General features: G+C 64.8%; 25 protein-coding genes and 1 pseudogene. 19 read left to right on the top strand and 7 right to left on the bottom strand.

Translation table 11 applies throughout. From position 1 onward, the window contains the following. From CQ012_RS16785 to purU, 6 genes and pseudogenes are all read left to right on the top strand, one after another. A pseudogene (locus CQ012_RS16785) lies at positions 1–222 on the top strand (serine hydroxymethyltransferase); the annotation flags it as partial. Between the two features lie 2 nt (positions 223–224). Beyond that, on the top strand, positions 225–1442 hold the full coding sequence (locus tag CQ012_RS16780; RefSeq protein ID WP_038991586.1) for a sarcosine oxidase subunit beta family protein: 1218 nt from the start codon (positions 225–227) through the stop codon (positions 1440–1442). An 11-nt stretch (positions 1443–1453) separates the two neighbouring features. Beyond that, complete coding sequence (locus tag CQ012_RS16775) at positions 1454–1753, top strand: sarcosine oxidase subunit delta (protein WP_038991587.1); 300 nt, start codon at positions 1454–1456, stop codon at positions 1751–1753. Next, positions 1750–4647 (top strand): sarcosine oxidase subunit alpha family protein, encoded by a 2898-nt coding sequence (locus tag CQ012_RS16770; protein WP_105662695.1) that lies wholly within the window; start codon positions 1750–1752, stop codon positions 4645–4647. Before CQ012_RS16775 ends, CQ012_RS16770 begins: the two co-directional genes overlap by 4 nt. Further along, positions 4640–5248, top strand: coding sequence for a sarcosine oxidase subunit gamma (locus tag CQ012_RS16765; protein WP_105662694.1), 609 nt, complete (start codon positions 4640–4642; stop codon positions 5246–5248). The genes CQ012_RS16770 and CQ012_RS16765 overlap by 8 nt, the downstream gene beginning before the upstream one ends. Before the next feature lie 174 nt (positions 5249–5422). After that, positions 5423–6283: a formyltetrahydrofolate deformylase gene (purU, locus tag CQ012_RS16760; protein WP_105658897.1), complete on the top strand. Its 861-nt coding sequence runs from the start codon at positions 5423–5425 to the stop codon at positions 6281–6283. Here purU and CQ012_RS16755 read toward each other — a convergent pair whose 3' ends face one another. Beyond that, complete coding sequence (locus tag CQ012_RS16755) at positions 6284–6517, bottom strand: hypothetical protein (RefSeq protein ID WP_105662693.1); 234 nt, start codon at positions 6515–6517, stop codon at positions 6284–6286. 1 nt (position 6518) lies between these two features. After that, entirely contained in the window at positions 6519–7709 is a 1191-nt protein-coding gene (locus CQ012_RS16750) for a S8 family serine peptidase (RefSeq protein WP_105662692.1), read from the bottom strand. 186 nt (positions 7710–7895) lie between these two features. Here CQ012_RS16750 and CQ012_RS16745 point away from each other — a divergent pair, with 186 nt between their 5' ends. Further along, positions 7896–9101 carry an NAD(P)/FAD-dependent oxidoreductase gene (locus tag CQ012_RS16745; RefSeq protein WP_105662691.1) on the top strand — a complete coding sequence of 402 codons (1206 nt, stop codon included), beginning with the start codon at positions 7896–7898 and terminating at the stop codon, positions 9099–9101. Positions 9102–9151: 50 nt separating this feature from the next. Beyond that, a complete protein-coding gene (locus CQ012_RS16740) occupies positions 9152–9601 on the top strand; it encodes a universal stress protein (protein WP_105662690.1) in 450 nt (149 codons plus the stop codon). On the opposite strand, the gene CQ012_RS16735 is transcribed toward CQ012_RS16740, so the two are convergent. Continuing rightward, on the bottom strand, positions 9598–9948 hold the full coding sequence (locus tag CQ012_RS16735) for a CHY zinc finger protein (RefSeq protein WP_105662698.1): 351 nt from the start codon (positions 9946–9948) through the stop codon (positions 9598–9600). The genes CQ012_RS16740 and CQ012_RS16735 overlap by 4 nt on opposite strands. A gap of 174 nt (positions 9949–10122) precedes the next feature. On the opposite strand from CQ012_RS16735, the gene CQ012_RS16730 reads away from it, so the two are divergent. Together CQ012_RS16730 and CQ012_RS16725 are read left to right on the top strand one after the other, a co-directional pair. Continuing rightward, positions 10123–11502, top strand: a complete 1380-nt coding sequence (locus CQ012_RS16730; RefSeq protein WP_105662689.1) for an MFS transporter — start codon at positions 10123–10125, stop codon at positions 11500–11502. A gap of 321 nt (positions 11503–11823) precedes the next feature. Continuing rightward, positions 11824–12366 carry a P-loop NTPase family protein gene (locus CQ012_RS16725; RefSeq protein WP_105662688.1) on the top strand — a complete coding sequence of 181 codons (543 nt, stop codon included), beginning with the start codon at positions 11824–11826 and terminating at the stop codon, positions 12364–12366. Between the two features lie 7 nt (positions 12367–12373). On the opposite strand, the gene CQ012_RS16720 is transcribed toward CQ012_RS16725, so the two are convergent. After that, positions 12374–13303 (bottom strand): LysR family transcriptional regulator, encoded by a 930-nt coding sequence (locus CQ012_RS16720; protein WP_105662687.1) that lies wholly within the window; start codon positions 13301–13303, stop codon positions 12374–12376. Between the two features lie 141 nt (positions 13304–13444). Between CQ012_RS16720 and mmsB the strand changes: the two genes are divergently transcribed. The 5 genes from mmsB to CQ012_RS16695 all read left to right on the top strand — a co-directional run bounded on the left by mmsB (position 13445) and on the right by CQ012_RS16695 (position 18287). Further along, the gene (mmsB, locus tag CQ012_RS16715; RefSeq protein WP_105662686.1) at positions 13445–14389 is read left to right on the top strand and encodes a 3-hydroxyisobutyrate dehydrogenase; all 945 of its coding nucleotides are present in this window, start codon (positions 13445–13447) and stop codon (positions 14387–14389) included. Between the two features lie 2 nt (positions 14390–14391). Continuing rightward, positions 14392–15489: an alcohol dehydrogenase catalytic domain-containing protein gene (locus CQ012_RS16710; protein WP_105662685.1), complete on the top strand. Its 1098-nt coding sequence runs from the start codon at positions 14392–14394 to the stop codon at positions 15487–15489. Between the two features lie 31 nt (positions 15490–15520). After that, entirely contained in the window at positions 15521–16585 is a 1065-nt protein-coding gene (locus CQ012_RS16705) for an ROK family transcriptional regulator (protein WP_105658888.1), read from the top strand. A gap of 70 nt (positions 16586–16655) precedes the next feature. Next, positions 16656–17465 carry a polyphosphate--glucose phosphotransferase gene (ppgK, locus tag CQ012_RS16700; RefSeq protein WP_105658887.1) on the top strand — a complete coding sequence of 270 codons (810 nt, stop codon included), beginning with the start codon at positions 16656–16658 and terminating at the stop codon, positions 17463–17465. 6 nt (positions 17466–17471) lie between these two features. Beyond that, complete coding sequence (locus tag CQ012_RS16695) at positions 17472–18287, top strand: Cof-type HAD-IIB family hydrolase (protein ID WP_105658886.1); 816 nt, start codon at positions 17472–17474, stop codon at positions 18285–18287. A 104-nt stretch (positions 18288–18391) separates the two neighbouring features. On the opposite strand, the gene CQ012_RS16690 is transcribed toward CQ012_RS16695, so the two are convergent. From CQ012_RS16690 to CQ012_RS16680, 3 genes are all read right to left on the bottom strand, one after another. After that, positions 18392–19558 carry an amidohydrolase gene (locus CQ012_RS16690; RefSeq protein ID WP_105658906.1) on the bottom strand — a complete coding sequence of 389 codons (1167 nt, stop codon included), beginning with the start codon at positions 19556–19558 and terminating at the stop codon, positions 18392–18394. 70 nt (positions 19559–19628) lie between these two features. Next, positions 19629–20348, bottom strand: coding sequence for a hypothetical protein (locus CQ012_RS16685; RefSeq protein ID WP_105658885.1), 720 nt, complete (start codon positions 20346–20348; stop codon positions 19629–19631). A 22-nt stretch (positions 20349–20370) separates the two neighbouring features. Then, entirely contained in the window at positions 20371–21111 is a 741-nt protein-coding gene (locus CQ012_RS16680) for a DUF5058 family protein (RefSeq protein ID WP_105658905.1), read from the bottom strand. Between the two features lie 223 nt (positions 21112–21334). Between CQ012_RS16680 and CQ012_RS16675 the strand changes: the two genes are divergently transcribed. From CQ012_RS16675 to CQ012_RS16660, 4 genes are read left to right on the top strand one after another with little or no spacing between them, the layout of a single operon-like run. Then, positions 21335–22789: an amidase gene (locus CQ012_RS16675; protein WP_105658884.1), complete on the top strand. Its 1455-nt coding sequence runs from the start codon at positions 21335–21337 to the stop codon at positions 22787–22789. 24 nt (positions 22790–22813) lie between these two features. Beyond that, positions 22814–24010 (top strand): CaiB/BaiF CoA transferase family protein, encoded by a 1197-nt coding sequence (locus CQ012_RS16670; RefSeq protein WP_105658883.1) that lies wholly within the window; start codon positions 22814–22816, stop codon positions 24008–24010. Between the two features lie 2 nt (positions 24011–24012). Then, positions 24013–25569 (top strand): carboxyl transferase domain-containing protein, encoded by a 1557-nt coding sequence (locus CQ012_RS16665; protein WP_105658882.1) that lies wholly within the window; start codon positions 24013–24015, stop codon positions 25567–25569. Further along, positions 25566–26528, top strand: a complete 963-nt coding sequence (locus CQ012_RS16660) for an Lrp/AsnC family transcriptional regulator (protein WP_286134385.1) — start codon at positions 25566–25568, stop codon at positions 26526–26528. The genes CQ012_RS16665 and CQ012_RS16660 overlap by 4 nt, the downstream gene beginning before the upstream one ends. The last annotated feature ends 222 nt before the right edge of the window (positions 26529–26750 follow it).

Below are 26750 nucleotides of genomic sequence, written 5' to 3'. Positions count from 1 at the left end.
CGCCCGCCGATGGTGACTTCGGGGTTGCGTATTGGTACTCCGGCGTTGGCTACCCGTGGTTTCTCGGAGGCTGCGTTTGCTGAGGTTGCGGAGATCATTGCACAGACGTTGATTGCTGGTGCTGAGGGTAATGCGGCGGTGTTGCCGGAGCTGAAGGATCGTGTTCTGCAGCTTGCCGCGGCCCACCCGCTGTACCCGAACCTGAAGAAGATTGGAGAATAGCCATGGCTGATCTGCTGCCTGAGCACCCGGAATTCCTCTGGAACAACCCGGAACCGAAGAAGTCCTACGACGTAGTCATCGTCGGCGGCGGCGGGCACGGCCTGGCCACCGCCTACTTCCTGGCCAAGAACCACGGCATCACCAATGTGGCCGTGCTGGAAAAGGGCTGGCTGGCCGGCGGGAACATGGCCCGCAACACCACCATCATCCGTTCCAACTACCTCTGGGACGAGTCGGCAGGCATCTACGAGAAGTCGCTGAAGCTGTGGGAACAGCTGCCCGAGGACCTGGAATACGACTTCCTGTTCTCCCAGCGCGGCGTGATGAACCTGGCCCACACCCTCGGGGATGTGCGCGAATCGGTGCGCCGCGTGGAAGCCAACAAGCTCAACGGCGTGGACGCCGAATGGCTGGACCCATCGCAGGTCAAGGAAGCCTGCCCGATCATCAACGTGAGCGACAACATCCGCTACCCGGTCATGGGAGCCACCTGGCAGCCGCGCGCCGGCATCGCCAAGCACGACCATGTGGCCTGGGCCTTCGCCCGCAAGGCCAACGAAATGGGCGTCGACATCATCCAGAACTGCGAAGTCACCGGCTTCATCAAGGATGGCGAGAAAGTCACCGGCGTGAAGACCACGCGCGGCACCATCAACGCCGGCAAGGTGGCCCTGGCCGGTGCCGGGCACTCCTCGGTGCTCGCCGAAATGGCCGGCTTCGAACTGCCCATCCAGTCCCACCCGCTGCAGGCCCTGGTCTCCGAGCTGTTCGAGCCGGTGCATCCGACGGTGGTCATGTCCAACCACATCCACGTCTACGTCTCCCAGGCGCACAAGGGCGAACTGGTCATGGGCGCGGGCATCGACAGCTACAACGGCTACGGCCAGCGCGGCGCGTTCCACGTGATCGAGGAGCAGATGGCCGCGGCGGTGGAGCTGTTCCCGATCTTCGCCCGGGCGCACGTGCTGCGCACCTGGGGCGGCATCGTGGACACCACCATGGACGCCTCGCCGATCGTCTCCAAGACCCCGATCCAGAACCTGTACGTGAACTGCGGCTGGGGCACCGGCGGGTTCAAGGGCACCCCGGGCGCCGGCTTCACCATGGCGCACACTATCGCCCACGACGAGCCGCATGAGCTGAACAAGCCGTTCAGCCTGGAGCGCTTCGAAACCGGCCACCTCATCGACGAGCACGGCGCAGCAGCCGTCGCACACTAGGAGCAACCGCCATGATGCTGATTGATTGCCCGAACTGCGGGCCACGCAACGAGAACGAATTCAAGTACGGGGGAGAAGCCCACGTGGCCTATCCGGAGGATCCGAACGCGCTGAGCGACAAGGAATGGTCGCGCTACCTGTTCTACCGGCAGAACAAGAAGGGCATCTTCGCCGAACGCTGGGTCCACTCCGGCGGCTGCCGCAAGTGGTTCAACGCCCTGCGCGACACCGTTACCTATGAATTCAAAGCCGTCTACCGTGCCGGCGAAGCACGTCCAGAAATCCAGGCCACCGAAGGAGGCACCCGATGAGCCAGTCCCAGCGCCTTTCCGCCGCGCAGAGCGCCGGCGCCCGCATTAACCGCGAGGAAGCACTGGCCCTGAGAGTGAACGGGCAGCAGCTTTCCGCCTACCGCGGCGACACCGTGGCCAGCGCAATGCTGGCCAACGGGCTGCGTTCATGCGGCAACTCGCTGTACCTGGACCGCCCGCGCGGCATCTTCGCCGCCGGGGTCGAAGAGCCCAACGCGCTGGTGACCGTCGGCGCCCGGCACAGTCAGGACATCACCGAATCGATGCTGCCTGCCACCACCGTCCCGGTCACCGAATCGCTGAACGCCACCCTGCTTTCGGGCCTGGGCGTGCTGGATCCGAACGAGGACCCCGCCTACTACGACCACGTCCACGTGCACACCGACGTGCTGGTGGTCGGCGCCGGTCCGGCCGGCCTGGCCGCGGCCCGCGAAGCCTCGCGCTCCGGGGCCCGGGTGATGCTGCTCGACGAGCGCGCCGAGGCCGGGGGCACCTTGCTGGACACCGCCGGGGAGCAGATCGACGGCCTGGACAGCAGCCAGTGGATCGAGCAGGTCACCGGCGAACTGGCCGCGGCCGAGGAAACCACCCACCTGCAGCGCACCACCGTCTTCGGGTCCTACGACGCGAACTACCTGATCGCCGCGCAACGCCGCACCGTGCACCTGGACGGTCCGTCGCAGCCCGGGGTGTCCCGCGAGCGCATCTGGCATATCCGCGCCCAGCAGGTGGTGCTGGCCACCGGCGCCCACGAACGCCCGATCGTCTTCGAGAACAACGACCGCCCGGGCATCATGCTCGCCGGCGCGGTGCGCAGCTACCTGAACCGCTACGGCGTGCGCGCCGGGTCGCGGATCGCGGTGGCCACGACCAACGACTCGGCCTACGAGCTGGTCGCCGAACTGGCCGCCAGCGGCGGGGTGGTTGCAGTCATCGACGCACGCACCACCGTCTCCGCGGCCGCCGCGGAAGCAGTGGCCGCCGGGGTCACCGTGCTGACCGGCTCCGTCGTGGTGGACACCGAGGCCGACGCCTCCGGCGAGCTGTCGGCAGTGACCGTCGCCGAGCTGGACGAGCAGCGCAACCTGGGTGCCCCGCAGCGCTTCGAGGCCGACGTTCTGGCCGTGGGCGGCGGCTTCAACCCGGTGGTGCACCTGCACTCCCAGCGCCAGGGCAAGCTGGACTGGGACACCGCAATCCATGCGTTCGTCCCGGCCGCCGCGGTGGCCAACCAGCACCTGGCCGGCGCGGTCACCGGCCGCTTCGACACCGCCAGCGCGCTGAGCACCGGGGCCGCCACCGGCGCCGCGGCAGCCAGCGCAGCCGGCTTCCAGCGCATCGCAGAAGTACCGCAGGCGGTAGCCGTTCCGGCCGGGGAAACCCGCCCGGTCTGGCTGGTGCCCTCGCTGAACGGCGATGACGCGGCGAACTACAAGACCCACTTCGTGGACCTGCAGCGCGACCAGTCCGTGGCCGACGTGCTGCGCGCCACCGGCGCCGGCATGCAGTCCGTGGAGCACATCAAGCGGTACACCTCGATCTCCACCGCCAACGACCAGGGCAAGACCTCGGGCGTCGCGGCGATCGGCGTGATCGCCGCGGTGCTGGGCATCGAGAACCCGGCACAGATCGGCACCACCACCTTCCGCGCACCGTACACCCCGGTGGCCTTCGCCGCCCTGGCCGGACGCACCCGCGGGCAGCTGCTGGATCCGGCACGCATCACCCCGATGCACTCCTGGCATGTGGAGCACGGTGCCGAATTCGAGGACGTCGGCCAGTGGAAGCGCGCCTGGTACTACCCGCAGCCGGGCGAAACCATGGACGAGGCCGTCTACCGCGAATCCGCCGCGGTCCGCGCTTCGGTGGGCATGCTCGATGCCACCACGCTTGGCAAGATCGAGATCCGCGGCAAGGACGCGGCCGAGTTCCTCAACCGCATGTACACCAACGGCTACACCAAGCTGAAGGTCGGCATGGGACGCTACGGCGTGATGTGCAAGGCCGACGGCATGGTCTTCGACGACGGCGTGACCCTGCGCCTGGCCGAGGACCGCTTCCTGATGCACACCACCACCGGCGGCGCCGCCGACGTGCTGGACTGGCTGGAGGAGTGGCTGCAGACCGAATGGCCTGAACTGGACGTCACCTGCACCTCGGTGACCGAGCAGCTGGCCACCGTCGCGGTGGTCGGGCCGAAGTCCCGCGAGGTCATCGCGAAGCTGGCCAGCTCGGTGGACGTGTCCAACGAGGGCTTCAAGTTCATGGCCTTCAAGGACGTGGTGCTGGACTCCGGGATCGAGGCGCGGATCAGCCGCATCTCCTTCTCCGGCGAACTGGCCTTCGAGATCGCCATCCCTGCTTGGCACGGGCTGCGCGTCTGGAAAGACGTGTACGCCGCCGGCGAGGAATTCAATATCACCCCGTACGGCACCGAAACCATGCACGTGCTGCGCGCCGAGAAGGGCTTCATCATCGTCGGGCAGGACACCGACGGCACGGTGACCCCGCAGGATGCCGGCATGGAATGGGTGGTCTCCAAACTCAAGGACTTCGTCGGCAAGCGCTCCTACAGCCGCGCCGACAACGTGCGCGAGGACCGCAAGCACCTGGTTTCGGTGCTGCCGGTGGACAGCTCGCTGCGCCTGCCCGAAGGCGCCGCGCTGGTTGCCGCCGACGCGCTGGCCACCGATGGCATCACCCCGATGGAAGGCTGGGTCACCAGCTCGTACAACTCGCCGGCCCTGGGGCGCACCTTCGGCCTGGCGCTGATCAAGAATGGGCGCAACCGCATCGGCGAAGTGCTCAAGACCCCGGTCGGCGGCCAGCTGGTCGACGTCCAGGTCTCCGAACTCGTTCTCTTCGACCCGGAAGGAAGCCGCCGTGATGGCTAACGACACCCTGATTGACACCGACGTGCGCCGCTCGCCGGCGCAGCACCTGGCAGCCCAGATGCAGGCGGCCAGCGTCGCCGGCCGCGTGTCCCTGCGCGAAATCGCCTTCACCACCCAGATCTCGCTGCGCAGCGCACCGGGCGGGGCAGCCCACACGGCGCTGTCTGCGGCCACCGGCGTGGGCCTGCCCGCCGCGGTGGGCGAGGTGGCCGGCGAGGCACCGGGCGTCGCGGTGCTCTGGCTGGGCCCGGACGAGTTCCTGGCCACCAGCCCGGAGAACACCGAGCTGGCAGGTGCGCTCGCCGCGGCCCTGGGCGATGAGCCCGGGCAGGTGGTGGACCTCTCGGCCAACCGCTCGGTGCTGGCACTGGAAGGCCCGGATGCGCCGCTGGTGCTGCGCAAGAGCTGCCCGGCGGACCTGCACCCGCGCGCTTTCGGCGTGAACCAGGCGATCACCACCTCGCTGGCGAATATTCCGGTGCTGCTGTGGCGCACCGGCGAAACCAGCTGGCGGATCATGCCGCGCGCCTCGTTCACCGAGCACACCGTGCACTGGCTGATCGACGCCATGGCGGAGTTCGCCGTACCACCGGTGGCCTAGCCGCACCGGCTGATCCGGCCCCGTCCCGACGCCGGGGCGGGGCCGGACTGGCCTGTATCAGCAAACACGCAAGCACAAGCATGCACAGCAACAATCCGGCCAGTTCGTGGCGTTCGGACACCGGCTCTGGCACAGTGCTGTTTAACCCGCTAGCCGAAAGGACCTGAAGCAATCATGAGCGAGCAAATCCGCCACGTGCTGACCCTGCAATGCCCCGAGGGAATGGGGATCGTCAACGCGGTCACCGGATTCCTGCTGAAGCACGAACGCACCATCGTCGAGCTCAAGCAATTCGACGACATGGCCGCCGGCCGGCTCTACCTGCGCGTGGACTTCGCCGGCGAGGGGCAGGCCGACCTGCTGGAGCAGATGCGTGCAGAATTCGCCGAGGTCGCCCAGCAGTTCGACATGGACTGGCAGCTGCGCGAACGCGGCCAGAAGACCAAGGTGCTGATCATGGTCTCGAAGTTCGACCACTGCCTCAACGACCTGCTCTTCCGTGCCCGCACCGGCGAATTGCCGATCGAGATCGTCGCGGTGGTCTCCAACCACCCGGACAGCCGGTCGCTGGTCGAGTGGCACGGCATCCCGTACTACCATGTGCCGATCTCCAAGGAGACCAAGCCGCAGGCCGAGGCGGAGCTGCTCTCGCTGATCGCCAAGCACGAAGCGGAGCTGGTGGTCCTGGCCCGCTACATGCAGGTGCTCTCCGACGAGCTCTCGCGCGAGCTGACCGGCAAGACGATCAACATCCACCACTCGTTCCTGCCCTCTTTCAAGGGCGCCAAGCCATACCACCAGGCCTGGGAGCGCGGCGTGAAGACCGTGGGCGCCACCGCCCACTACGTGAACTCCGAGCTGGATGAGGGCCCGATCATCGCCCAGCAGGTCGTCGAGGTGGATCATACCTTTGGCCCGCAGGACCTGGTGGCCGCCGGCCGCGACACCGAGTGCAAGGCGCTGTCCAATGCGGTGCGCTGGCACTGCGAGGGCCGGGTCTTCCTCTACGGGAACCGCACGGTGATCCTGCGCTAGCTAGCGCTCCTCGCCGATTGCCCGGTAGTGCTGCTCGGCATCCACCGATTCGACCGCGTCGAGCTCCCGCAGCGCTGCGGCCACCTGCTCGCTGCCCTCGCCAATAATCTGGCCCAGGGCAGCGAGCACCTGCTTAACCTGCAGTCCGCGGGCTTGCAGCTCATCAACGATGGACTCGGGGGCCACCGTGGTCACCACGGTGATCACATAGATATGCACTGTGTCGCCGCACATCCTATTGGCCTTCCGTGCTGGCGGGGGCTTGGGCCAGCCCGGCACCGGCATCCTCGGCCGGCAACGGGATATCGCGGGAGGTGGACAGCAGCTTGTCCCACAGCTCCTGGGCCCGCAGCCCGGTGGATTCGGCCAGCTGCGCTGCCACGCCAGCCACATGCGGGGTGGCCATGGAGGTGCCGCTGATCGTGTTGTAGCGTTTTTCTCCCGGCCAGGCAGAATAGATGTCCACGCCGGGGCCGGCGATATCCACTGCGCCGCCCTGGGCATCCAGCGCCTGCGCCGAGAAATCGGCAATGGCCAGGGCCGAATCCACTGCAGCCACCGCCATGATGTAGGGGCTGTTGGCTGGCGCGCCGACGAATCCCGGATTCCCGGCGGAGCGCTGCGCGTTGTTGCCGGCGGCGGCCACGATCAGCGAGCCCAGCTCCAGGGCGCGCCGTCCCGCGGTGACATAGGGCGGGTGCACGGTTTTCACGTCGGCGCCCAGTGACATCGAGATGACCTCGCACTTGTTTTCCAGCGCCCAGTTGATTCCGGCCAGGATCGTGGAGTCGGAACCCGATCCGTTGCTGCCCAGCACCTTTCCGGCAAAGATATTGGCCTCGGAGGCGACCCCGTAGCCCGGTCCCTGCTGCGGGTCGCGCGGACCGCAGGCCGTGCCGATGCAGTGGGTGCCATGCCCATGGCCGTCGCTGGCGTCCTCGCCATCGACAAAGGACTTGGTATCCACGGTGCGGCCGGCGAAATCCGGGTGCGCGCTGTCGAAGCCGGTATCCAGCACAGCCACGTTGATTCCCTTGCCCGTGTAGCTGGACAGCGATGCGCCCACCGCCTGCAGGCCCCAGGTGAATTCCACGGTGTCCGCGAACGAGGACTGGCCCGGGACCTTGGCGGCATCGGGCAGGATCCGGTAAACCAGTTCCGGCACCACGGAGGCCGGCAGCCGATGCCCGGCGCAGCGCTGGCGGAAGTCCTCCAGCTGCTCGGTGTCGCTGGAGACCACCGCGATGCCCAGCATCGGGAAGTATTCGCTGGTGGAGTAGCCCTGCTCGGCCAGCAGCTGGGGCAGTTCGGTGTCGCGTTGGACTTGGGCCAGGCCAGGGGCGCCGGCAGCTGGCTGGTCGAAGACGAGCACGTAGCGGCCCGGGACTTCAGCGGCTTCGGTGCTTTGATGGCGGGACGTGTGCATGGCTGGCTCCTAAGCTGGTTTTCCGAGGTACTTGGCACCTTACCGGCAGCCAGCGGCAGTTGCGCCCCAATGGCCCGGAATTATCAGGATCCCCCTAGTAATGCCCGGTTCTTCCGCCGGCTCTTGCCAGCGCGATGCTCGCGTGCCACGATCGAGGTATACCGCCTTCGAGGAGTTGGAGACAGCATGGAATCGATCGTCATTGCCGGTGGCGGCCTGGCCGCCGCTACTGTTGCCAGCGAATTGCGAGAGCGCGGCTATGCGGGAGCGCTGACGCTGATCAGCGAGGAAGCCGAGCTTCCCTATGAGCGTCCGCCGCTGTCCAAGGGGTTCTTGCAAGGCAAGGACGATCCTGCCTCCTTCACGGTCCACGACGGCCCCTGGTATGAACGCCACGATGTCGCCCTGCGCCTGGGGGTCGCAGCGATCAGCATCGAAACTGCTAGCCAGCAGGTGCTGCTGGCCGATGGCAGCGCGGTGGACTACGACCAGCTGGTCCTGGCTACCGGGTCGCGGGCCAGCGTGGGCGGGCAGAATCCGATGCCCGGCTACGACCTGCCCGGAGTGCACGTGCTGCGCACCGTGGCCGATGCGAAGTCGCTGCGTGCAGAACTGACCGAGGGGGCGCAGGTGGCGGTCATCGGCTCGGGCTGGATTGGCATGGAAGTGGCGGCCACCGCCCGCCAACGCGGTGCGCGCGTCACCGTCTATTCCCCGTCCGAGATGCCGTTGGCCAAGGTTTTCGGCGAACGCTTCGGGCACTACCTGCTGGAACTGCACCAACGCCATGGCGTGGACGTGCGCACCGCACGAGCCCAGGGCATCGAGCAGGTGGACGGGCATCTGCAGGTGCTCTCCGACGCCGGCTCATCGCGTGCCGACGTGGTGCTGCTGGCCATTGGCGCCCGCCCCAACTTGCAGCTGGCGCAGACCGCCGGGCTGGAAGTGGATTCGGGAGTGGTCGTGGATGCTTCGCTGCGCAGCAGCAATTCCAAGATCCTGGCCGTCGGGGATATCGCCCAGGCCTTCAATACCAGGCTGCAGCGGCAGCTGCGCGTTGAGCACTGGGACAATGCCATCCGCCAAGCCAAGCTCGCCGCGGCCACGCTGATGGGCGTGGAAGAATCCTACGACTGGCTCCCGTATTTCTTCACCGACCAATTCGATCTGGGGATGGAATACGTCGGGCATAATTCTCCCGATGACGCCTCGGTGGTCCGCGGAAGCATCGAGAGTGGAGAGTTCTTGCTGTTCTGGCAGGACGGCCAGAGGATCACGGCGGCAGCCAACGTGAATATCTGGGATGTCAATGACACCCTGCGCGGGCTGGTTGGTCGGGAAATTGCCGCTGATCGGCTGACGGACCAGGCCATGGAGCTCAAGGATTTGTGAACTGCAGTTTCTTCGACCGGAACTGCCAATAAGGGAAGCGGGTAGAGCTGATGAGCACTATGGTCATGGGCGTGGAATCGGGCATGTCCCCGGCGGTATTTGCTGCGGCCGGTTCGCTGGCACGCGGGCTGAATGCACGATTGGTGTGCATCCACGTTGATTCCGGGCGCCTGATTACCGACAAGCTGTCCGAGGGCGACCTGCTGGCTTCGGCCAGCCCGGTCTCCGAGGAACTCGCCTGGGAAATCACCTCGGTGATTACCGGTGTCGAGCTCGAGAGCTATACCGTGGCCGGCGACCCTGCCAAGGTGCTGGCCGCGGTAGCCGAGCAGCTCGATGCGCAGATGATCGTCGTGGGCACCCGCCGTCCGGGGATCCGCAGCAAGATGGCCCAGCTGATGGACGGGTCGATCGCCGTGGCGCTGGCCCACAAGCAGCATCGTCCGGTGCTGGTGATCCCGCAGCAGCCTGCACAAGACAACGAGTTGCCCTGGGACTAGCTGGCTGGCTTCATCTCGAAGTACAAGTCCAGATGCACTTTGCAGCCAGGATTGAACAGGGCCTGGCAGTTCGGGCAAGAAGTGGCATCGAGGTACTTCGCCGGGCTCAGCTGCGTGCTGCAGACCCCGCAGAGCACGGCGGGTTCATCGAACCGGTCCGCCGGCCACGGCGTTGCCTCGTGATCGGCCAGTTCGCCATGGCAGAGGTGGCAGGGGTAGAAGGTGGCGCAGCAGTCGTGCTTCAGTGCGATCACATCGAACAAGGAGTGGTAGTGGGCGCAACGGGTTTGCGCATCCATGCGCACGCCTCGCAACGCCACCTGGTGCACGGGGTTTTCCCAAGCCATCATCCTCGACCTTTCATGAAGCCGCCGCTGCGTGTGCAGAAATGCACGCTGAATGTGCAGAAACTGCATCCCACTATGCCTCGTTTCGCCTATCTTTCGCGATGTGATCTAGGCCATACTCGCTGATGAGGCCGGTTCCAAAGGGGGTACTGGCGTGGGCGGAAGGAACGCACAGTGGCAAGCGAAACGTCATCGAAGGCCGAGCGCAAGGGATTGCGCCGGGTCGTAGCAGCCTCCATGGCTGGCACCGTCGTCGAATGGTATGAATTCTTCCTCTACGCGACCGCGGCAACCCTGGTCTTCAACAAGATCTTCTTCCCGGATACCGGCAACGATCTGGATAACATCATCAAGGCCTTCCTGACCTACGCGGTCGGTTTCATTGCCCGCCCCATCGGCGGCATCGTCTTCGGCCACTTCGGCGACAAGTACGGACGCAAGCACCTGCTGCAGGTGGCGATCGTGCTGGTCGGCGCAACCACCTTCCTGATGGGCTGCCTGCCCACCTTCGACTCCATCGGCTATGCCGCACCGATCCTGCTGATCGTGCTGCGCTTCGCCCAGGGCTTCGCCGTGGGCGGGGAATGGGGAGGCGCGGTGCTGCTGGTGGCCGAGCACGCGCCGAACAAGGAACGCGGCTTCTGGTCCTCCTGGCCGCAGGCCGCAGTGCCGGTGGGCAACCTGCTGGCCACCGTGGTGCTGCTGGTGCTCTCGGCAACGCTGAGCGAAGCGGCCTTCCTGGCGTGGGGCTGGCGCATCGGCTTCTGGCTCTCGGTGGTGATCGTGGTCGTCGGCTACTACATCCGCACCCGCGTTTCCGATGCCCCGATCTTCAAGGAGGCCAAGGCTGAGCTGGAGCAGAACGCGGCTGCCGGCTACGGCGTGGGCGAAGTCTTCAAGCGCTACCCGCGCGGGGTGTTCACCGCCATGGGCCTGCGCTTCGGCGAGAACATCATGTACTACATGGTGGTGACCTTCTCCATCACCTACATGGCCACCCAGCTGGACATGGACACCTCCACGATCCTTGGCCTGATGCTCATTGCCCACGTGATCCACGCGATCCTGGTGCCGATCGTCGGCCGTTTCACCGACACCCTCGGCCGCCGCCCGGTCTACGCCACCGGCGTGGTGCTCATGGCCGTCTGGGGCGTGGCGGCCTTCCCGCTGTTCAATACCGCCAACGATGCGGTCATCCTGGCCACCATCGTGCTGGGCTTGGGTGTGCACGCGCTGATGTACGCCGGGCAGCCGGCCATCATGGCCGAGATGTTCCCGACCCGCATGCGCTACTCGGGCGTCTCGCTGGGCTACCAGGTCACCTCGATCGTGGCCGGGTCCATGGCCCCGATCATCGCCACCTTCCTGCTCAAGGTCTACGGATCCTGGGTTCCGGTGGCCGGGTACATCGTGTTCGCCGCCCTGGTCACCCTGGTGGCGGTGTTCTTCATGAAGGAAACCAAGGGGCTGGACCTCGGTGAGATCGACGAGGCGGACCGGCTGGCAGTGAACGGCGAAAAGGCCGCCCGCGACGAACTGAAGATTCAGAAGTAAGCCGCAAGATCCAGCACGACGCCGAAGACCAGCTCCATGAAAGGGGCTGGTCTTGGGCGTGTTCAGCGACCTGCGGGCGGGCCATCGGCTTGCGCCGTCGTTGCCGATCTGCGAGTCTGGCAGCCAAGAAGGATGGGGTTTGAGTGGACATCACTGCCCCCAGCATGATGCGATTGCGAGGTGCACGGGCAGATGGGAATTGAGTACCTGTTGGCGTTCCTGTTCGGTGTTGGCTTCATTGCCGCTTGCGCTTCATACGGGCGGCGCCGGAGCAGCCGGAAGAATGATGAAAAGTAGCCACAGTTGCCGCCGGGGCTCTGGATGAAGCGGTGCAGGCTGCATATCTTCGGTGCCAGCGGCAGTGGCACCACGACCCTCGCGCGCGCCGTGGCCGATGCCTGGTCCGTGCCGCATGCCGATAGCGACGACTACTTCTGGGTTCCGACCGCTCCGCCATACCGCGAGCAGCGTGCGCCGGCTGCCCGAACCATGCTCATGAACCAGGTCTTCGTTCCGCGCAAAGCCTGGGTACTGTCCGGATCAGTGCAGGGATGGGGAGAAGAAGTCCTGTCGCAGTGCGATGCCTTCGTTTTCCTGGCGCTGGATCCCCAAGTGCGCCTGCGCCGTCTTGCAGAACGCGAGAAGCAGCGCCTGAGCGGGCAATCCCTGGAACTCGGAGCCCTGGAACAATTCATGGCGTGGGCAGCTGGCTACGATGACCCGGACTTCAGCGGACGCAGCCGCGCCCGCCATGAGGCCTGGCTGGATGACGAAGCCCGTCCGGTGCTCCGGCTGGACAGCGCCCGATCAGTGGCGCAGCTGCTGCAGGCCATCGTGGACTGGGAACCGGACGGGCCACGGTGAAGGGCGCCTAGCCGGAGGACAAGTTGTACGCCGGGAATGGCGGGATGAACCAGTCTCCGGCGGTGGTTGCATCGTTGAGCGCGCGCACCGTCTCCTGGACCGCGCGGCTGCGCAAGGCTTCTTCGCGTCCCACCAGCCAGTACTCGGACTGGTAGGTGAACTGGTCATGGAGCACGGGAACCATATTCGGGTAGTGCTCCGAGAGGAAGGTGGGGAGCAAGCCGATGCCTGCATGGTTCATGGTGGCCGCATATTGCACCGCGATGCTGGTGGAGGAAATCGCGCGGTGCATCGGCGGCAAGGCGGCGGTGGCCTCGTCGAGCTTGTCCACCGTCAGCGCGGTGTCGATGTAGTAGTTCAGGCTATGCCCGGCCAGATCGGCAACCTGTGCCGGGGTGCCGTGGGCTTCCAGGTACTCGGCCGTGGCGTAGAGCCGCAGCTCGTAATCCAGGAGTTTCGTGGAGGCCGCCTTGCGGACGCTGGGTTCGCCAATGACAATCTCCAAATCCATGCCGGTCCGCGTCTGCCGTGCACGGGTGGTTTCCGAAACGATCTCGAAGACCAGTTGCGGATGCTTTAGCTGGAGCTTTGCCAGGGCCGGAGCCGCCAGGTGGGCGCTGAAGGCGTCGGGAGCGGCGACGCGCACATGGCCGGCCAATGCACCGGTCTCCTTCTGGGAGCCGATGGCTTCCACGGCCTGCTCGATGGCTTCCGCGCTGGACATGGCCCGGCGCCCCAGGTCCGTCAGTTCCCAGCCGTTGGGAGAGCGCGTGAGCAGGTGGCCGCCCATGGCTTTTTGCAGTGCGTCGATGCGACGGGAAATCGTCGAGTGGTTCACCCCGAGAACATTCGCGGCGGCGGTGTAGCGGCCCAGGCGCGCAACGGTCAGCAGGGCAATGAGGGATTCGAGATGGCGGTAATCGATCTGACGGTCCATGGTCCACAGTCTGCCATGCCTCGTGTGCGCTAGCGCACACTAGGCCTGCGCAATTGGCGTGCCCAAGTGCATTGAGTCTGGCACGCCGCGCACCCTACGCTGGCCTGACAAGGACAATACTCAAGGACGAGGGGTGTGCAGATGAGCACGTACGCATGGATTGGCCTGGGCAACATGGGCGGACCGATGACCGCGAATCTGGTGGCCGCAGGGCACACCGTGCGCGGCTACGACCTGGACGAGCAGGCCTGCGCCGCCGCGGCCGACGGCGGAGTCCAGATAGCCGGATCGATCGCCGAAGCCATGGACCAGGCCGACGCCGTGTTCACCATGCTGCCCAAGGGAGCGCACGTGCGCGCGGTCTATGAGGGTGACGCCGGCATTTGGGCCAACGCCAGCAAGGACATGCTGCTGCTGGATTCCTCCACGGTGGACATCGAGACTTCCCGCTACATCCACGCGGGCTCCGCGCAGCGCGGCCTGCACTTCGTCGATGCCCCAGTCTCCGGCGGCATCTCCGGAGCCGCGGCCGGAACCCTGGCCTTCATGCTCGGCGGGGCACCAGAACTGATGGAGCAGGCCACCGGATTCATCGCCCCGATGAGCGGGAAGACCATCGTTGCCGGGGGCCCCTCCATGGGCATTGCCGCCAAGATCTGCAACAACATGATGCTGTTCATCGACCTGATGGCCAGCGCCGAAGGCTCCCAGCTAGCCGAGGCCCTGGGCCTGGACCCGGAAGTCTTCTGGCAGATCGCCTCGGTCTCCTCGGGACGCTCCTGGGCGCAGCAGACCTGGTACCCGGTGCCGGGCATCATCGATACCGCCGCGGCGAACAACAATTTCGAGGCCACCTTCCGCACCGACTTGGCCTGCAAGGACATCGGGCTGGCCCTGGACGCGGGCGCAAGCACCGGGGTGCAGCTGCCGGCAGCCAGGTTGGCCCGCGAGCACTTCGACGAACTGATCGAGCAGGGGCTGGGTGACAAGGACTGCTCGCTGATCGTGAAGAACCTGCTGCCAGAAGGTGGCGTGCGCGGGTGGAACCCGGAGTCGGCCGAAGCCAACCAGCCAACCGCGGGCTGAGCATGCGCCAGATCCATGCCGCGGTACTTGAGCGCCGGGAGAACCAGCGGCCCTATGCCGAGCACCGGCCGCTGGCGATGCGCCAGCTGCAACTGGAAGAACCCGGGCCCGGCGAAGTGCTGGTGCGCATCACCGCGGCCGGACTGTGCCATTCGGACTTGTCGGTGATCGACGGGAACCGGCCTCGTCCGCTGCCGATGGTGCTGGGCCACGAGTCAGCAGGCATCGTCGAGCAGGTGGGTGATGGGGTGGATCTGGACATCGGCCAGCAGGTGATCTCGGTCTTCCTGCCCCGCTGCGAGCAATGCGAAGCGTGCGCCAAGGGCGGCAAGCTGCCGTGCAGCGCCGGCACCGCGTCCAACGGAGCAGGGACCCTGCTGACCGGCGCTCGCCGGTTGGCCCTCGATGACCAGCCGGTCCATCACCACCTCGGCGTCTCGGCCTTTGCCGACTATGCGGTGATGGATGCGCGCAGCCTCATCCCGGTGGGCGCGGACGTTCCTGCTGAAGTGGCCGCGGTGCTAGGCTGCGCGGTGCTCACCGGCGGCGGTGCACTGCGCAACGCCGCCGGGGCAACCGGCGCCCAGGATGTTGCCATCGTCGGCCTGGGCGGGGTAGGCATGGCCGCCTTGCTGGTGGCCGCGGGGCAAAGGAGCGCCGGCAGGATCCTGGCCGTTGACGCCAATGAGGACAAGCTGGCCACCGCGCTGGCATTGGGCGCCGATGAAGCCTGCACGCCGCAGGCCCTGGGGCAGCGCACCGCCGAAATCGTGATCGAGGCCGCGGGGCATCCGCGTGCCTTCGAAACCGCCTTGCAGGCCACCGGCGTGGGCGGAACCCTGGTGACCGTGGGGCTTCCGGCTCCGGGCGCGATGAGCAGCATCGATCCCCTGGGCCTGACCGCAGGAGCACGCACGATCATCGGCAGCTACATGGGTTCTGCCCTGCCGAAGAAGGATATTCCCTACTACGAGCAGCTCTGGCGCTCCGGCAAGCTCCCTGTGGAGAAACTCGTGGAAACCAGGCCGCTGGCCGAGGTCAACGACGCCCTGGATGCACTAGCCGAGGGACGGTCGGTGCGCCAAGTTCTTCTGCCCTGAAATCAGGGCAGAAGGCCAGTAGGATTGGTAGGTGACTGATTCCACTGCGGGGCCCCGTGCCCTGGCAACGCTGACTGACATCCGGGTATTCGATTACCTTTGCCAAGCCCCGGCGACCCGTACCCAGATCGCTGCGGATCTGGGGATCTCCAAGCCCACCGCATCGCAGGCGATCTCGCGCCTGCAGGAGAACGGCCTGGCCTCGGCCATCGAGCGGGACAACGAGCCCAAGCGCGGCCGCGTTCCCGAGCACTATGCGCTGGACAGCGGCTTCGGCCACCTGCTGGCACTGTGCCTGCAGGCAGAATTCCTGCAGGTCCGCGCCACCGACCTGGCCGGAAAGACGCTGGTGGACCGCTTCTACCCGCTGACGGCGCAAACCACCGCCGCGCAGGTAGAGCAAATGGGAGCCCGCGAGATCTCCCGCGTGGCCGCTGAGCTCGGCTCCCCATTGCTGGCCGGGGCCGTGAGCCAGTCAGCCCCGGTGCAGCGCGATGGCGGGCTGCGAGTCCTGGCCACCCCGATTTTCCCTTCCTCCGGGGCCAACCTTGCCGGCCAGTTCGCCGGCGGGGTTCCGGTGCTGCTGGATAACGACGTGAATTGGATGGCCCTGGCCGAAGCCGGGGAGCTGGCCGGTTCGTTGATGATGATCTACATCGGTTCCGGCCTGGGTGCAGGCCTGGTCATCGACGGTGCGCTGCACCGCGGCAAGCACGGCACCGCCGGCGAGCTGGAGACCCAGCTGGTAGGCACCGCGAACCTGCGCGATGCGCTCGGCGAGGCCGGGATGTTCCAGACCCGCGTGCTCTGGGAAAAACTGGCCGATGAACGGAACTGGCCAGCCTTCCTGTCCCCGTTCGGCCGTGTCCTGGCCAACCTGATCGGCTTCGTCGATCCGCAGCGAGTGGTGGCCATCGGCCCGGGGCTCACGCCTCAATTGTGCGCGGCGCTGGAAAGCGAACTGAACAGCTTGCTGCCCAAACCGGTTCATGTTCAGCTTTCCACCTTGGGAACCGAGGCCGCGGCACGCGGCGCTTTGGCCGGCGCCCGGGAGCTGGCCTTGGCCAACTTATGGGAAAACTACCGGGTACGTTGACCAAAGTGATCCAAGCTATATATTGTAAAGAGTCCTTAAAATTTTATTTGCTTCACCGGGGAGACCACTGATGGCACCATCTGACGCATCGGCATCCACGTCGCAGTTCGCTGCCATCGGGCTTGATCTGGGCGGCTCGTCGATCAAGTACGGATTGGTTGGGACCGACGGCAAGCTTGTTGAGAGCACCTTCAGCAAGGCAGCTACCCCTGAGGGCGCGCATCCGGATGCTGTCGCCCAGGTGATGGCGGGCATCGTTGCCGACCTGCAGGAGCTCACCGGCGACGAGCTGGCAGGAATCCCCGCTGGCGTCACCGTGCCTGGCATCGTCATCGACGGCGTCGTGCACTCGGCGGCCAATATCGACAAGGCCTGGATCGGCTTGGACGTCACCGCCACCTTCAGTGCGATCCTGGGCCGCGACGTCTTTGTGCTCAACGACGCGGATGCCGCCGGCGTGGCCGAGGTCTACGCGGGTGCCGGAGCCGAACATGGCAAGCCGGTCAAGGGCAGCACCTTGCTGCTGACCCTGGGCACGGGCATCGGCTCGGCCTTCTTCCGCGACGGCGTGCTCTTCCCGAATGTCGAATTCGGCCACCTCGAAATCGACGGATTCAATGCCGAGAGCAAGGCCGCCGCGCGAGTCATGCACGAGGAAAACCTCAGCTGGGAGCAGTACATCGCCCGCCTGCAACGCTACCTGTCCCACGTGGAATTCCTGTGCAGCCCGGATTTGATCATCATCGGCGGAGCGATCTCCGAAGACCACGAAAAGTTCCTGCCGCAGCTGGAACTGCGAGCCAGGATCGTGCCTGCCCAATTCAACAACGCCGCCGGGGTACTGGGCGCTGCGCATCGCGCGCTGAAACCCGGCAACTAGGAACCTATGCATACGATTGACCCGAAGGCCCAGATCAAGCTCGTCGCCGTCGACATGGACGGCACTTTCCTGGACGGCGAAGGCAAGATCCCCGAGGCATCGTGGGCTGTGATCGACAAGCTCCAGGCCCGCGGCATCAAGTTCGTGCCAGCTTCCGGGCGCCAGTTCGCGACCCTGCGCGAGCAGTTCGCCCCCTTGGGGGAGATCGCGATCATTGCCGAGAACGGAACCGTCGTGATGCACGGCGAGAATGAGATCTACTCCAACATCATCGATCCGCCATCGGTAGCCGCCGTGATCCAGGCCGTGCGCGGGCAAGCCGCGCTGGACGCCGGATTGGTGCTGTGCGGACGCCGCACCGCCTATGTGGAGCGCGCCGATGAACGGTTTGCCAACGCCGTGGCCCCGTACTACCGCGCCGTGCAGGTGGTTGACGACCTGGCCCAGGTCGAGGACGAGATCATCAAGATGGCCGTCAACGTCGGCACCGGCGCCGTGCAGGAAATGGCGGCAGCGCTGCAGGTGCCGCTGCAGGTGGTGATCTCCGGCAGCCACTGGGTGGATGCCATGAACCACGGCGTGCACAAGGGACTGGCCCTGGCAGCCTTGCAGGACAAGCTGGGAATCAGCGCGGATGAAACGGCAGTTTTCGGCGACTACCCCAATGACCTGGAAATGATCAAGGCCGCCACCTACTCCTTCGCCATGGCCAATGCGCATCCGGTGGTGGCAGAAGCTGCGAACTTCACCGCGCCTTCCAACCTCGAGCACGGTGTGCTGCAGGTGCTCGGCGCCTACCTCGATGGGCGTACCCGGCTATAGCCAAACCGGCAAGAACATTCCGAAGGCCCGGGCGGAACGAGTGTTCCTCCACCCGGGCCTTGGCATGCCGCCGGCGGCGTGATCGACTTGGGAACCGGAGTCCGCTACCTGGCCAGGTAATGCCCCAGGCCCGCCAGCGCGGCGCGAACCCCTGTTGCCAGGGAAAGCTCGTAATCAGGCAGAAAATACGGCGAGTGGTTCACCGGTGGCGCCTCGTCACGGGGCAGGAACCCGCCGAAGAACCAGTAGACGTACGGCACCGAAATCTCATCTCCCAGAGCCCCGAAATCCTCGGATCCCATGGCAGCGGGCAGGTCGACAACTTTGCCTTCCCCGAGTTCCCGGCTCAAAGCCTCCTTGACCTGCTCGGTGTGGCCCGGATCATTGTGCAGCTTGGGGAAGGAATTCAGCGTTTCGATCTCAGGTGCCGGAGCATTCGACGCGGCGGCTTCGGCGCTCACTATGCGTGAGACCCCATCCAGGATTTGGGTGCGGGTCTGCTCATCGAAGGTCCTGATGTTCAAGGTGAATTCGGCGCGATCCGGGATGATGTTCTCCTTCAACCCGGCGTGGAACGAGCCGCAGGTGAGCACCGCAGGAGTCTGAGGGTGCAATTCCCGCGAAACCAGGCTCTGCAGGCGCGTGATCGTGTGCGCGCCCTGGACGATCGGGTCGATGGAGTCCTGCGGCTGTGAGCCGTGGGACTGCTTGCCGTGCAGCGTCACCTTCAGCGAATCAGCCATTGCCATGGCGGGGCCGCTGGTCAGGCCCACCGAGCCCGCGGCGAAAGGAAAGACATGCTGGCCGAGGATGACCGAGGGTACCGGGGCCTTGTCCCACAGTCCGTCTTCGAGCATGGCCCTGGCACCAGCGCTGGTTTCCTCGCCGGGCTGGAAAATCCACACGATGGTTCCGTTCCACGCCCCCGTCTGCTCGGCGAGCCGGGCAGCGGCGGTCAGCGCCGCGGTGACATGGGTGTCGTGACCGCATCCGTGCATGACCGGGACGTCAGTGCCATCGGCCAGCTGGCCGCGAGCTTCCGAAGCATAACTGGCTCCGGTATCTTCCGCGATGGGCAGGCCATCGGTATCGGCGCGGAAGCCTACCACAGGCCCCTCGCCATTGCGTTGGATGCCGACGACGCCGGTACCGCCGCAGACGAAGTTCTCGATTCCCATGGTGTCGAGTTGCTTGCCGATATAAGCGGCGGTCGCGCGTTCCTGCATGGACAGTTCGGGATTGGCATGCAGGTGGCGATACATTTCGTGCATGAGCTCGGCTTGCTCGCCAGTCAGGACGGTTTGCAATGCGCCAGAGGGTTGGGTATTCAAAGTGACTCCTTTAGTCAGCAACGGGCGTGTGGACTGCTTTGCGATCGCGCACGATCCACGAAACGATGATGGAGAAGAGCACAACCAGGGCTGTGCCGAACAGGGCCAAGGATGGAACCAGCGGGATGACCACGAAATACATGGTCAGCGACAGCACGATGGCAACTATGGTCGGGCGAACCTGCTTCATGGCGACGATGGCCTGGACAAGTACCGCTCCCATCAGGGAGGGCAAGATGTAGATTCGGGCTACCTCGATCATGTCGTTTGGAATGATCGAGACCAGCCAGGACCCGAAGATCCCCACGAAGACCAGCAGGCTGGTCAGGTGGACGGTGGCCGCGCCGCCGATGGCCATCACCGAGGCCAGATCGCCGCGCCTGGTGCCGGGCTTGGCATTGATCGCGGACTGGGCCACGATGGCGGCAGGCAGCAGCTTGTTGGAGATATTGCCGATCATGAAGGCCTGGTACATAGCTGCCGAACCCAGGATCGGGAAATAAGTCAGTGGTTCGACAAACCAGAAAATTCCGAAGGTGGCCGCGACGGCGGCGAAGGCGACCCAGATCATCGAAGGGCTGATGTCGAGGTCCGTGAAGAATACGAGGTAGATCGGGCCGAGCAGCGAGAGGATCAAGCCGGCTGTCATGGTCAGTGAACCGTAGCGTGTGGTCTGCTGCTCGAAGCGGGCCATCGAGGCGTCCGCAGTGGTCATTGCTGGTGAGCTCATGGGTTCTGTCCTTTCTAATTCGCTATGCGGTGTGCATCAGGTAGCCGGCGGTGATCGAGATCAGGATCGCGAATCCCAAGGCCCATTCCTTGAGCCATTTGGCTTGGAGCACTTTGGCCAAGAAGAGGAACAAAGCCATGGAGGCTGCCGAGATCAGCACCAGCGTCATGTGGATGCTGGACTTGGGAATTTCGGCGATGGTCAGCATGCTGAACGCTCCGAGCAGGGCTGCGGTGGGGATCAGGGCCATGGCCGCTGGGTTGCGCTTGGCCAAGGACTTGCCGCCGCGCTTCAGGACCGGGGTCAGCAGCAAGGTGCAGAGCATCCACATGCCTCCCGATAGGCTCATGGCCATGAAGGCCACGGCGAAAACTTGTTGGGTGTAGGTATCCCCGCCGAGCATCGAGCCCATGGATTGGGCTGCCAAGTTGGCGCTGGCCGTTTCCGTGGAGGCCGAGCCGATCAGCCCGATGCGGACAAGAACGGCTGGCGTTCCGAACAGAGCCAGCAATGCGATGGCGACCAGCACCACCGAGAGGGATGGCCCGATCGAGGCGACGGCACCGGCACGGAAGGCTTCCTTGACTTCGCGGACGGGCATATCGACATGGGGTGCTGCGGCCTTGGCAGCACGGACATAGAGAATGGTCTGGACGAAGATCACGGCGAAGACGCCCAGAGCGCAGAACCACAGGAAAGGGCTGTTGGCGACGGCCCAGATGTCAGTTGAAACTGGATCGCCGGCTGCAAGGGGGAAATGCATCGGTACTCCTTCGATATTCACCAGCATGATGTGATGCCGGTCTCATTGAATTCAAGGTTCCTCCTATTGGAGGCGTTCGGCAAGAAATGTCGGAATTAGCCATATTTTTGGCGAGATCCCCCAAAATGGCGAGTTTTCTTGAGGAGTATTCCATTTGCGGTCAACGTAGACGGAAGATTGTGACACATATCGCAATGCAGTCATCCTTTAGAAAGGCACGGCCATGAACGAGATCCAGCAATTGAGCGCCACGGAGCTCACGGCAAAGATCCGCAACCGCGAGTTGTCGGCGCGTGAGGCCTTGGAGAGCCATATCCAGGCAATCGATGAAGTTAACGCCCAAATCAACGCCGTGGTCATCACGGATTTCGAACGCGCGCGAATCCTCGCTGCTAAGGCCGATGAAGCCACGGCGGGAAACGAGCCGACTGGAGTGCTCCACGGTCTGCCGATGACGCACAAGGACACGTTCAACACCGCCGGCTTGCTGTCCACCCAGGGGTCGCTGGCATTAAAGGACAACGTCCCAGAGCAGGACGACTTGCAGATCGCCCGACTGGCAGCAGCAGGCGCGATCAGGACGGGGAAGACCAATGTCCCGGAATTCGGAGCCGGATCGCATACCTTCAATGAATTGTTCGGCACCACGACGAATCCCTATGCGGTGGATCGATCGGCAGGAGGCTCCTCAGGCGGCGTAGCCGCCGCGGTCGCCGCTAGGATCCAGCCGCTCGGTGACGGCTCAGACATGGGCGGTTCGCTGCGCATTCCGGCCAGTTTCTGCAATGTCATTGGTTTCCGGCCCTCCTACGGGGTCATCCCGCTGGAGGCGGAATCCAATGCCTACTCCTGGCTGGCCCGTTCGGGACCGATCGCACGCACAGTGGAGGATATCGCGCTGTTCATGCGAGCCAGCGCAGGTGACGACAGGCTTCCGACCCCGAACAAGCTCTCAGCCAGCGACTTCGGCACTCCCGAACCAGAATTGCGCGGAGTCCGCATCGGCTATAGCTTCGATTTCGGGATCGGTGTTCCGATCGAGCGCGAGGTCGTAGAGGTATTGCATCGCCAACTCTCGGTTTTCGAGGCCGCTGGCGCAATTGTCGAAGAGGCGTGCATTGACTTTACCGATGCCGACGAAGTCTTCGGCAACACCAGGGCCTTCGATTTCGCCACTAATCTTGGCGGACTAGTGCGGAGCCACGGCTCGCTGATCAAGCCCGAGGTCCTCTGGAATGTCAAGAAGGGGACGGACCTCGACGGAGAAGCCATGATTTCGACGATGGCGGCCCGAACCCGGCTGGAACGAGCAGTTCAGCGCTACTTCTCGCGCTACGATCTGTTCCTCTCCCCGGCAACCCAGGTCTTGCCCTTCGACGCAGCGCAGCGCTGGCCTGAGCAAATCGCTGGAACCCGCGCCGAGACCTATCTGGACTGGATGCGATCTGCCTGCCTGCTCTCGGCCACGAGCCTGCCGGTCATCGCCATGCCAGGAGGCTTCACCGAGTCCGGGCTTCCGGTGGGATGGCAGCTGGCGGCGAATCACTACAAGGACGCCCAGCTGCTCAATTGGGCTGCCGGCTACGAGGAGCAGAACCGCTTCGCGGACGTGATGCCGGTTCTGGCCACTGATCCGCAGTCGGTGGCCGTCAATGCAGTCAAGACCGCCAGCGCCTGATACCGGAATTCTAGAGAGGCAAATATGAACAAGGAACAGCACAGCACCGGACCGCTGTCCGGGTACACCGTCATCGACTTGTCGCGGGCCTTGGCTGGACCGCATGCCACGATGATGCTTGGCGATCTGGGAGCCCGAGTAATCAAGGTGGAAAATATCCAGGGCGGCGATGACACCCGAGGCTGGGGTCCGCCCTTCGTCGGGCCGGAGGAGGACCGCCAATCGACCTATTTCCTCTCGTGCAACCGCAACAAGGAATCCATTGCCCTGGATCTGAAGAGCCCCGACGGAATCCAGACCCTGCGCAGCCTGCTGACGCAGGCCGATGTCCTGGTAGAGAATTTCCGCCCCGGAGTGCTGGACCGGCTCGGCTTCGACGATGCAGCCCTGCAGATGATTAACGGAAAGCTCGTGACCCTCTCGATTTCCGGCTTCGGCCATGACGGCCCTGAAGCCTGGCGCAGCGGATACGACCAGATTCTGCAGGGCGAGGCCGGGCTGATGTCGCTGACCGGTTCCGGACCGGAGGACCCGCAGAAAGTCGGCGTTCCCATCGGAGACCTGCTGGCCGGGATGTATGGATCCTACGGCGTGCTGGCGGCCCTGCTGGAACGCGAGCGCACGGGCAGAGGCCAGCATGTGCGCACCTCGCTGCTCGCATCGATCATCGGAGTGCATGCCTTTCAGGGCACCCGCAGCACGGTTGCAGGACAGGTTCCGCGCGCCCAGGGCAACCACCATCCATCCATCGCGCCCTATGGACTGTTCCGCAGCGCCGATGGCTTTGTGCAAATTAGCGTGGGCAGCCCGAAGCTCTGGGATTCACTGGTGGCGGCATTCCAGCTGCCAACCGAGGGGTTCGAAACCAATGAGCATCGCGTCGAACGGCGTGACGAGCTCATCGAAGCCATCGAAGAAAAGTTCAAGCGCCACGGTACCAGCCAGCTGCTGGAAATGCTCGGTGAAGCCGGCGTCCCTGCCGGCATCGTCAGAACCCTGGATGAGGTGTACGAATGGGACCAGGTGCGCTCGCAAGGCCTGGCATTGAATGTCCAGCACCCGTTGCTAGGGGAGCTGACTCTCCCAGGCGCGCCGCTGCGGTTCTTCGAGGGCGGCAAGGAAGTCACCCGGACCGGGCACTCCGCTCCGCCACTGCTGAACCATGACGAGCAGCGGATCCGGGAATGGCTCAAGACCCGCGCGCAGCAGGCGGTGCGTTGAGTATGGTGCAGGAGAAAATCGAGCACATCAGTGCACAGCACATGATCGACCAGGTGCTCGATGTGGGCAGCTTCGAGAGCTGGGATGAGCCGGCGGATTATTCTTTTGCCGATGACGCCTACCGGGCCCAGCTGGAAGAAGCCGCGCGCCGTTCTGGGGCCGACGAAGCGGTACTGACCGGATCCGGCACAATCAATGGCCGCAAAGTGGCCGTCGTCCTCTCCGAATTCGGATTCCTGGCCGGATCAATTGGCCAGGGCACCTCCCGCAGGATTGCTTCGGCATTCGAAAAAGCCGCCGCATTGGGACTGCCGGTACTGGCTTCCCCGGCCTCGGGCGGAACCCGGATGCAGGAGGGAACCCCTGCGTTCGTGTCGATGGTGCACATCACGGCCGCGGTTAGGGCGCATTCTGCTGCCGGGTTGCCATACCTGGTGTACCTGCGGCATCCCACCACCGGAGGGGTTATGGCGTCGTGGGGATCCACCGGGCACATCACCATCGCACAGCCCGGTGCCCTGCTGGGATTCCTTGGTCCGCGCGTGTACGAGACCATCTACGGCAAACCCTTCCCGCAGGGAGTGCAAGTCTCCGAGAATCTCCACAAGCACGGGCTGATCGACGCCGTGGTCCCGGTCCATGAGCTGGGCGGGCTGGTCAACCGGGTGCTTGCAATCATCGCCCCGGGAGATCTGATCGACTCGATTGCCGGCTACCCCTTGGCAGATGACCGGAGACTCACCGAATCCCAGGTGTGGGATGCCATACTCGCCACGCGCAAATCCCGACGCCCCTCGGTGCGCCACGTCATCAAGTACGCCGCCAGCGATGCGTTGCAGCTTTCCGGGAGCACCGAAGGGGAAAGCGATCCGCGGATGTACCTGGCGCTCGCGCGCATCGGGGGCCAGCCGGCGGTGGTCATCGGCCAGGACCGGTCGCGGATAGACCACTCCGAAAACCTCGATCCGCTGGGGCCTGCCTTCCTGCGCGAAGCCCGGAGGGGGGCGCTGCTGGCACAGAATCTGGGCATAGCGATGCTCACCGTGATCGACACCGAAGGAGCGGCGCTGAGCCGTGAGGCCGAGGAAGGCGGCATGGCCGGGCAGATTGCCCGCTCGCTGAGCACCTTGGTGGGCATTGGCGTTCCGAGCGTTTCGCTGCTGCTGGGCCAGGGCACCGGAGGCGGCGCACTTGCCTTGCTGCCGGCTGATATCTCCATAGCCGCAGCAAACTCCTGGCTCTCCCCGTTGCCGCCGGAGGGAGCCAGCGCGATCATGTACCGGGACACGGAGCACGCCGCACCGTTGGCTTATGCCCAGAAAACCGATGCATACTCGCTGCGACGTGCGGGGATAGTACAGGTGATCGTCCCCGAGGAGTATGATGTGACCACCGCTCCGAAGCGCTTCTCGCTGGAAATCGGAGCGGCAGTGTCCACGGCGCTTGCGCAGCTTGCGGCGACAGATGCCGCGCAGCTGCCTGGCCGGCGCGCGCTGAAGTATGCATCGATTGGCCGGCCGAAAACGGCCAACCAGGAGGTGCGGGACGCCGCTGGATGACTAGAACAGAGGAACGGATGATCGAGCTGAGCACGGTGCAACGCCGCATCATTGCCGCCCTCCAAGTGGACGGGCGAGCCACCTGGCGGAAGATAGCTGCCGTGCTTGACCTGCCTGAACGCTCGGTCGCCCGCCATGGCGCGTGGTTGCTGGAGAATGGGCTGGTTACGGTTGCAGCGATCCGCCACCGCGAGCATTCGCTGCTGATCGCGTGCACTTGCGCCCCGGGCACCGGGCGGATTGCCAGTGAATCCTTGTCTTCCCGGCCGGATACCAGCTTTTCCTACCAGGTCACTGGCCGGGAGGATCTCGTCGTGGAAATGCACTACAACGGAGATGTGACCGAAGTGCTCTCCCTGGAACTGCCTGCTACGCCGGGGGTCTCGTCGATTGTCGTGTATCCGGTGTTGAAGTACTTCAAGACGATCCGCGGGTGGCGCCTGGGATCCTTGAAGCCCGCAGAAGAGCTTGCCTTGCAAAAGGACCCGGATGTCACGAGCTGGCGCATCCAGCCGAACCTCAACTCCAAGGACGAGCAGATCATCGATGCTTTGCACGATGACGGCAGAGCCAGCTTCGAGTCGATTGCCCGCCGGGTGGCGATGAGCGAGACCTCTGTTGCGCGGCGGATCGATTGGCTCCTATCCACCGGGCAGATCGCCATTCGCGCCCTGGTTGAGCCCCTGGCCGTGGGGTTGCCGGTCGAGGCATTGCTCTGGGTTTCGACGACGCCATCCCAAGTCGAAAAATTGGGCCAGCGACTCGCCACCCGACCGGAAGTTCGCTATGCAGCGGCCGTGGCCGGGGATTGCCAGTTGGTGGTCGACGTGACGGTGGCCAACCAGGCCGAGCTCTATGACTTCATTTCCCACAGCGCCTGGGGGAACTCGATGCTGCAAGTTAAGGCCTCTCTGGTGGTTAGCGCCCGCAAACGCGGTGGGCGGCTGATCAGTAGCTGAACCAGACCAGGAAACCGCGTCGTGCAGCACCAGAATTCAACTGGAGTCCAACTCGTCTTTGGCCGCTGTTCGCCGCTGGGCCCAGGAAGGTGAACGGCAAGTGAACACTTCGCCGAAAGGCGATAATAATGCGTAATATCGCCTCAAGGGTTCGGAACCGCTTCGGAAGTGGCATAGTCTCACGATACCGGGCGGCATGGCTTCGCTCGCGCTGTTAACAAC

Origin of the sequence: Arthrobacter sp. MYb214 (assembly GCF_002979865.1) — a bacterium.
Classification (GTDB): Bacteria; Actinomycetota; Actinomycetes; order Actinomycetales; family Micrococcaceae; genus Glutamicibacter.
The sequence above is the reverse complement of the archived record's forward strand: the minus strand, read 5'-3'. Positions and strand labels throughout refer to the sequence as shown.

Coding starts and splice junctions, on each gene's coding strand:
- CQ012_RS16780 (WP_038991586.1), top strand. CDS start 225: ATGGCTGATCTGCTGCCTGAGCACCCGGAATTCCTCTGGAACAACCCG.
- CQ012_RS16775 (WP_038991587.1), top strand. CDS start 1,454: ATGATGCTGATTGATTGCCCGAACTGCGGGCCACGCAACGAGAACGAA.
- CQ012_RS16770 (WP_105662695.1), top strand. CDS start 1,750: ATGAGCCAGTCCCAGCGCCTTTCCGCCGCGCAGAGCGCCGGCGCCCGC.
- CQ012_RS16765 (WP_105662694.1), top strand. CDS start 4,640: ATGGCTAACGACACCCTGATTGACACCGACGTGCGCCGCTCGCCGGCG.
- purU (WP_105658897.1), top strand. CDS start 5,423: ATGAGCGAGCAAATCCGCCACGTGCTGACCCTGCAATGCCCCGAGGGA.
- CQ012_RS16755 (WP_105662693.1), bottom strand. CDS start 6,517: ATGTGCGGCGACACAGTGCATATCTATGTGATCACCGTGGTGACCACG.
- CQ012_RS16750 (WP_105662692.1), bottom strand. CDS start 7,709: ATGCACACGTCCCGCCATCAAAGCACCGAAGCCGCTGAAGTCCCGGGC.
- CQ012_RS16745 (WP_105662691.1), top strand. CDS start 7,896: ATGGAATCGATCGTCATTGCCGGTGGCGGCCTGGCCGCCGCTACTGTT.
- CQ012_RS16740 (WP_105662690.1), top strand. CDS start 9,152: ATGAGCACTATGGTCATGGGCGTGGAATCGGGCATGTCCCCGGCGGTA.
- CQ012_RS16735 (WP_105662698.1), bottom strand. CDS start 9,948: ATGGCTTGGGAAAACCCCGTGCACCAGGTGGCGTTGCGAGGCGTGCGC.
- CQ012_RS16725 (WP_105662688.1), top strand. CDS start 11,824: ATGAAGCGGTGCAGGCTGCATATCTTCGGTGCCAGCGGCAGTGGCACC.
- CQ012_RS16720 (WP_105662687.1), bottom strand. CDS start 13,303: ATGGACCGTCAGATCGATTACCGCCATCTCGAATCCCTCATTGCCCTG.
- mmsB (WP_105662686.1), top strand. CDS start 13,445: ATGAGCACGTACGCATGGATTGGCCTGGGCAACATGGGCGGACCGATG.
- CQ012_RS16710 (WP_105662685.1), top strand. CDS start 14,392: ATGCGCCAGATCCATGCCGCGGTACTTGAGCGCCGGGAGAACCAGCGG.
- ppgK (WP_105658887.1), top strand. CDS start 16,656: ATGGCACCATCTGACGCATCGGCATCCACGTCGCAGTTCGCTGCCATC.
- CQ012_RS16695 (WP_105658886.1), top strand. CDS start 17,472: ATGCATACGATTGACCCGAAGGCCCAGATCAAGCTCGTCGCCGTCGAC.
- CQ012_RS16690 (WP_105658906.1), bottom strand. CDS start 19,558: ATGCACGAAATGTATCGCCACCTGCATGCCAATCCCGAACTGTCCATG.
- CQ012_RS16685 (WP_105658885.1), bottom strand. CDS start 20,348: ATGAGCTCACCAGCAATGACCACTGCGGACGCCTCGATGGCCCGCTTC.
- CQ012_RS16680 (WP_105658905.1), bottom strand. CDS start 21,111: ATGCATTTCCCCCTTGCAGCCGGCGATCCAGTTTCAACTGACATCTGG.
- CQ012_RS16675 (WP_105658884.1), top strand. CDS start 21,335: ATGAACGAGATCCAGCAATTGAGCGCCACGGAGCTCACGGCAAAGATC.
- CQ012_RS16670 (WP_105658883.1), top strand. CDS start 22,814: ATGAACAAGGAACAGCACAGCACCGGACCGCTGTCCGGGTACACCGTC.
- CQ012_RS16665 (WP_105658882.1), top strand. CDS start 24,013: ATGGTGCAGGAGAAAATCGAGCACATCAGTGCACAGCACATGATCGAC.
- CQ012_RS16660 (WP_286134385.1), top strand. CDS start 25,566: ATGACTAGAACAGAGGAACGGATGATCGAGCTGAGCACGGTGCAACGC.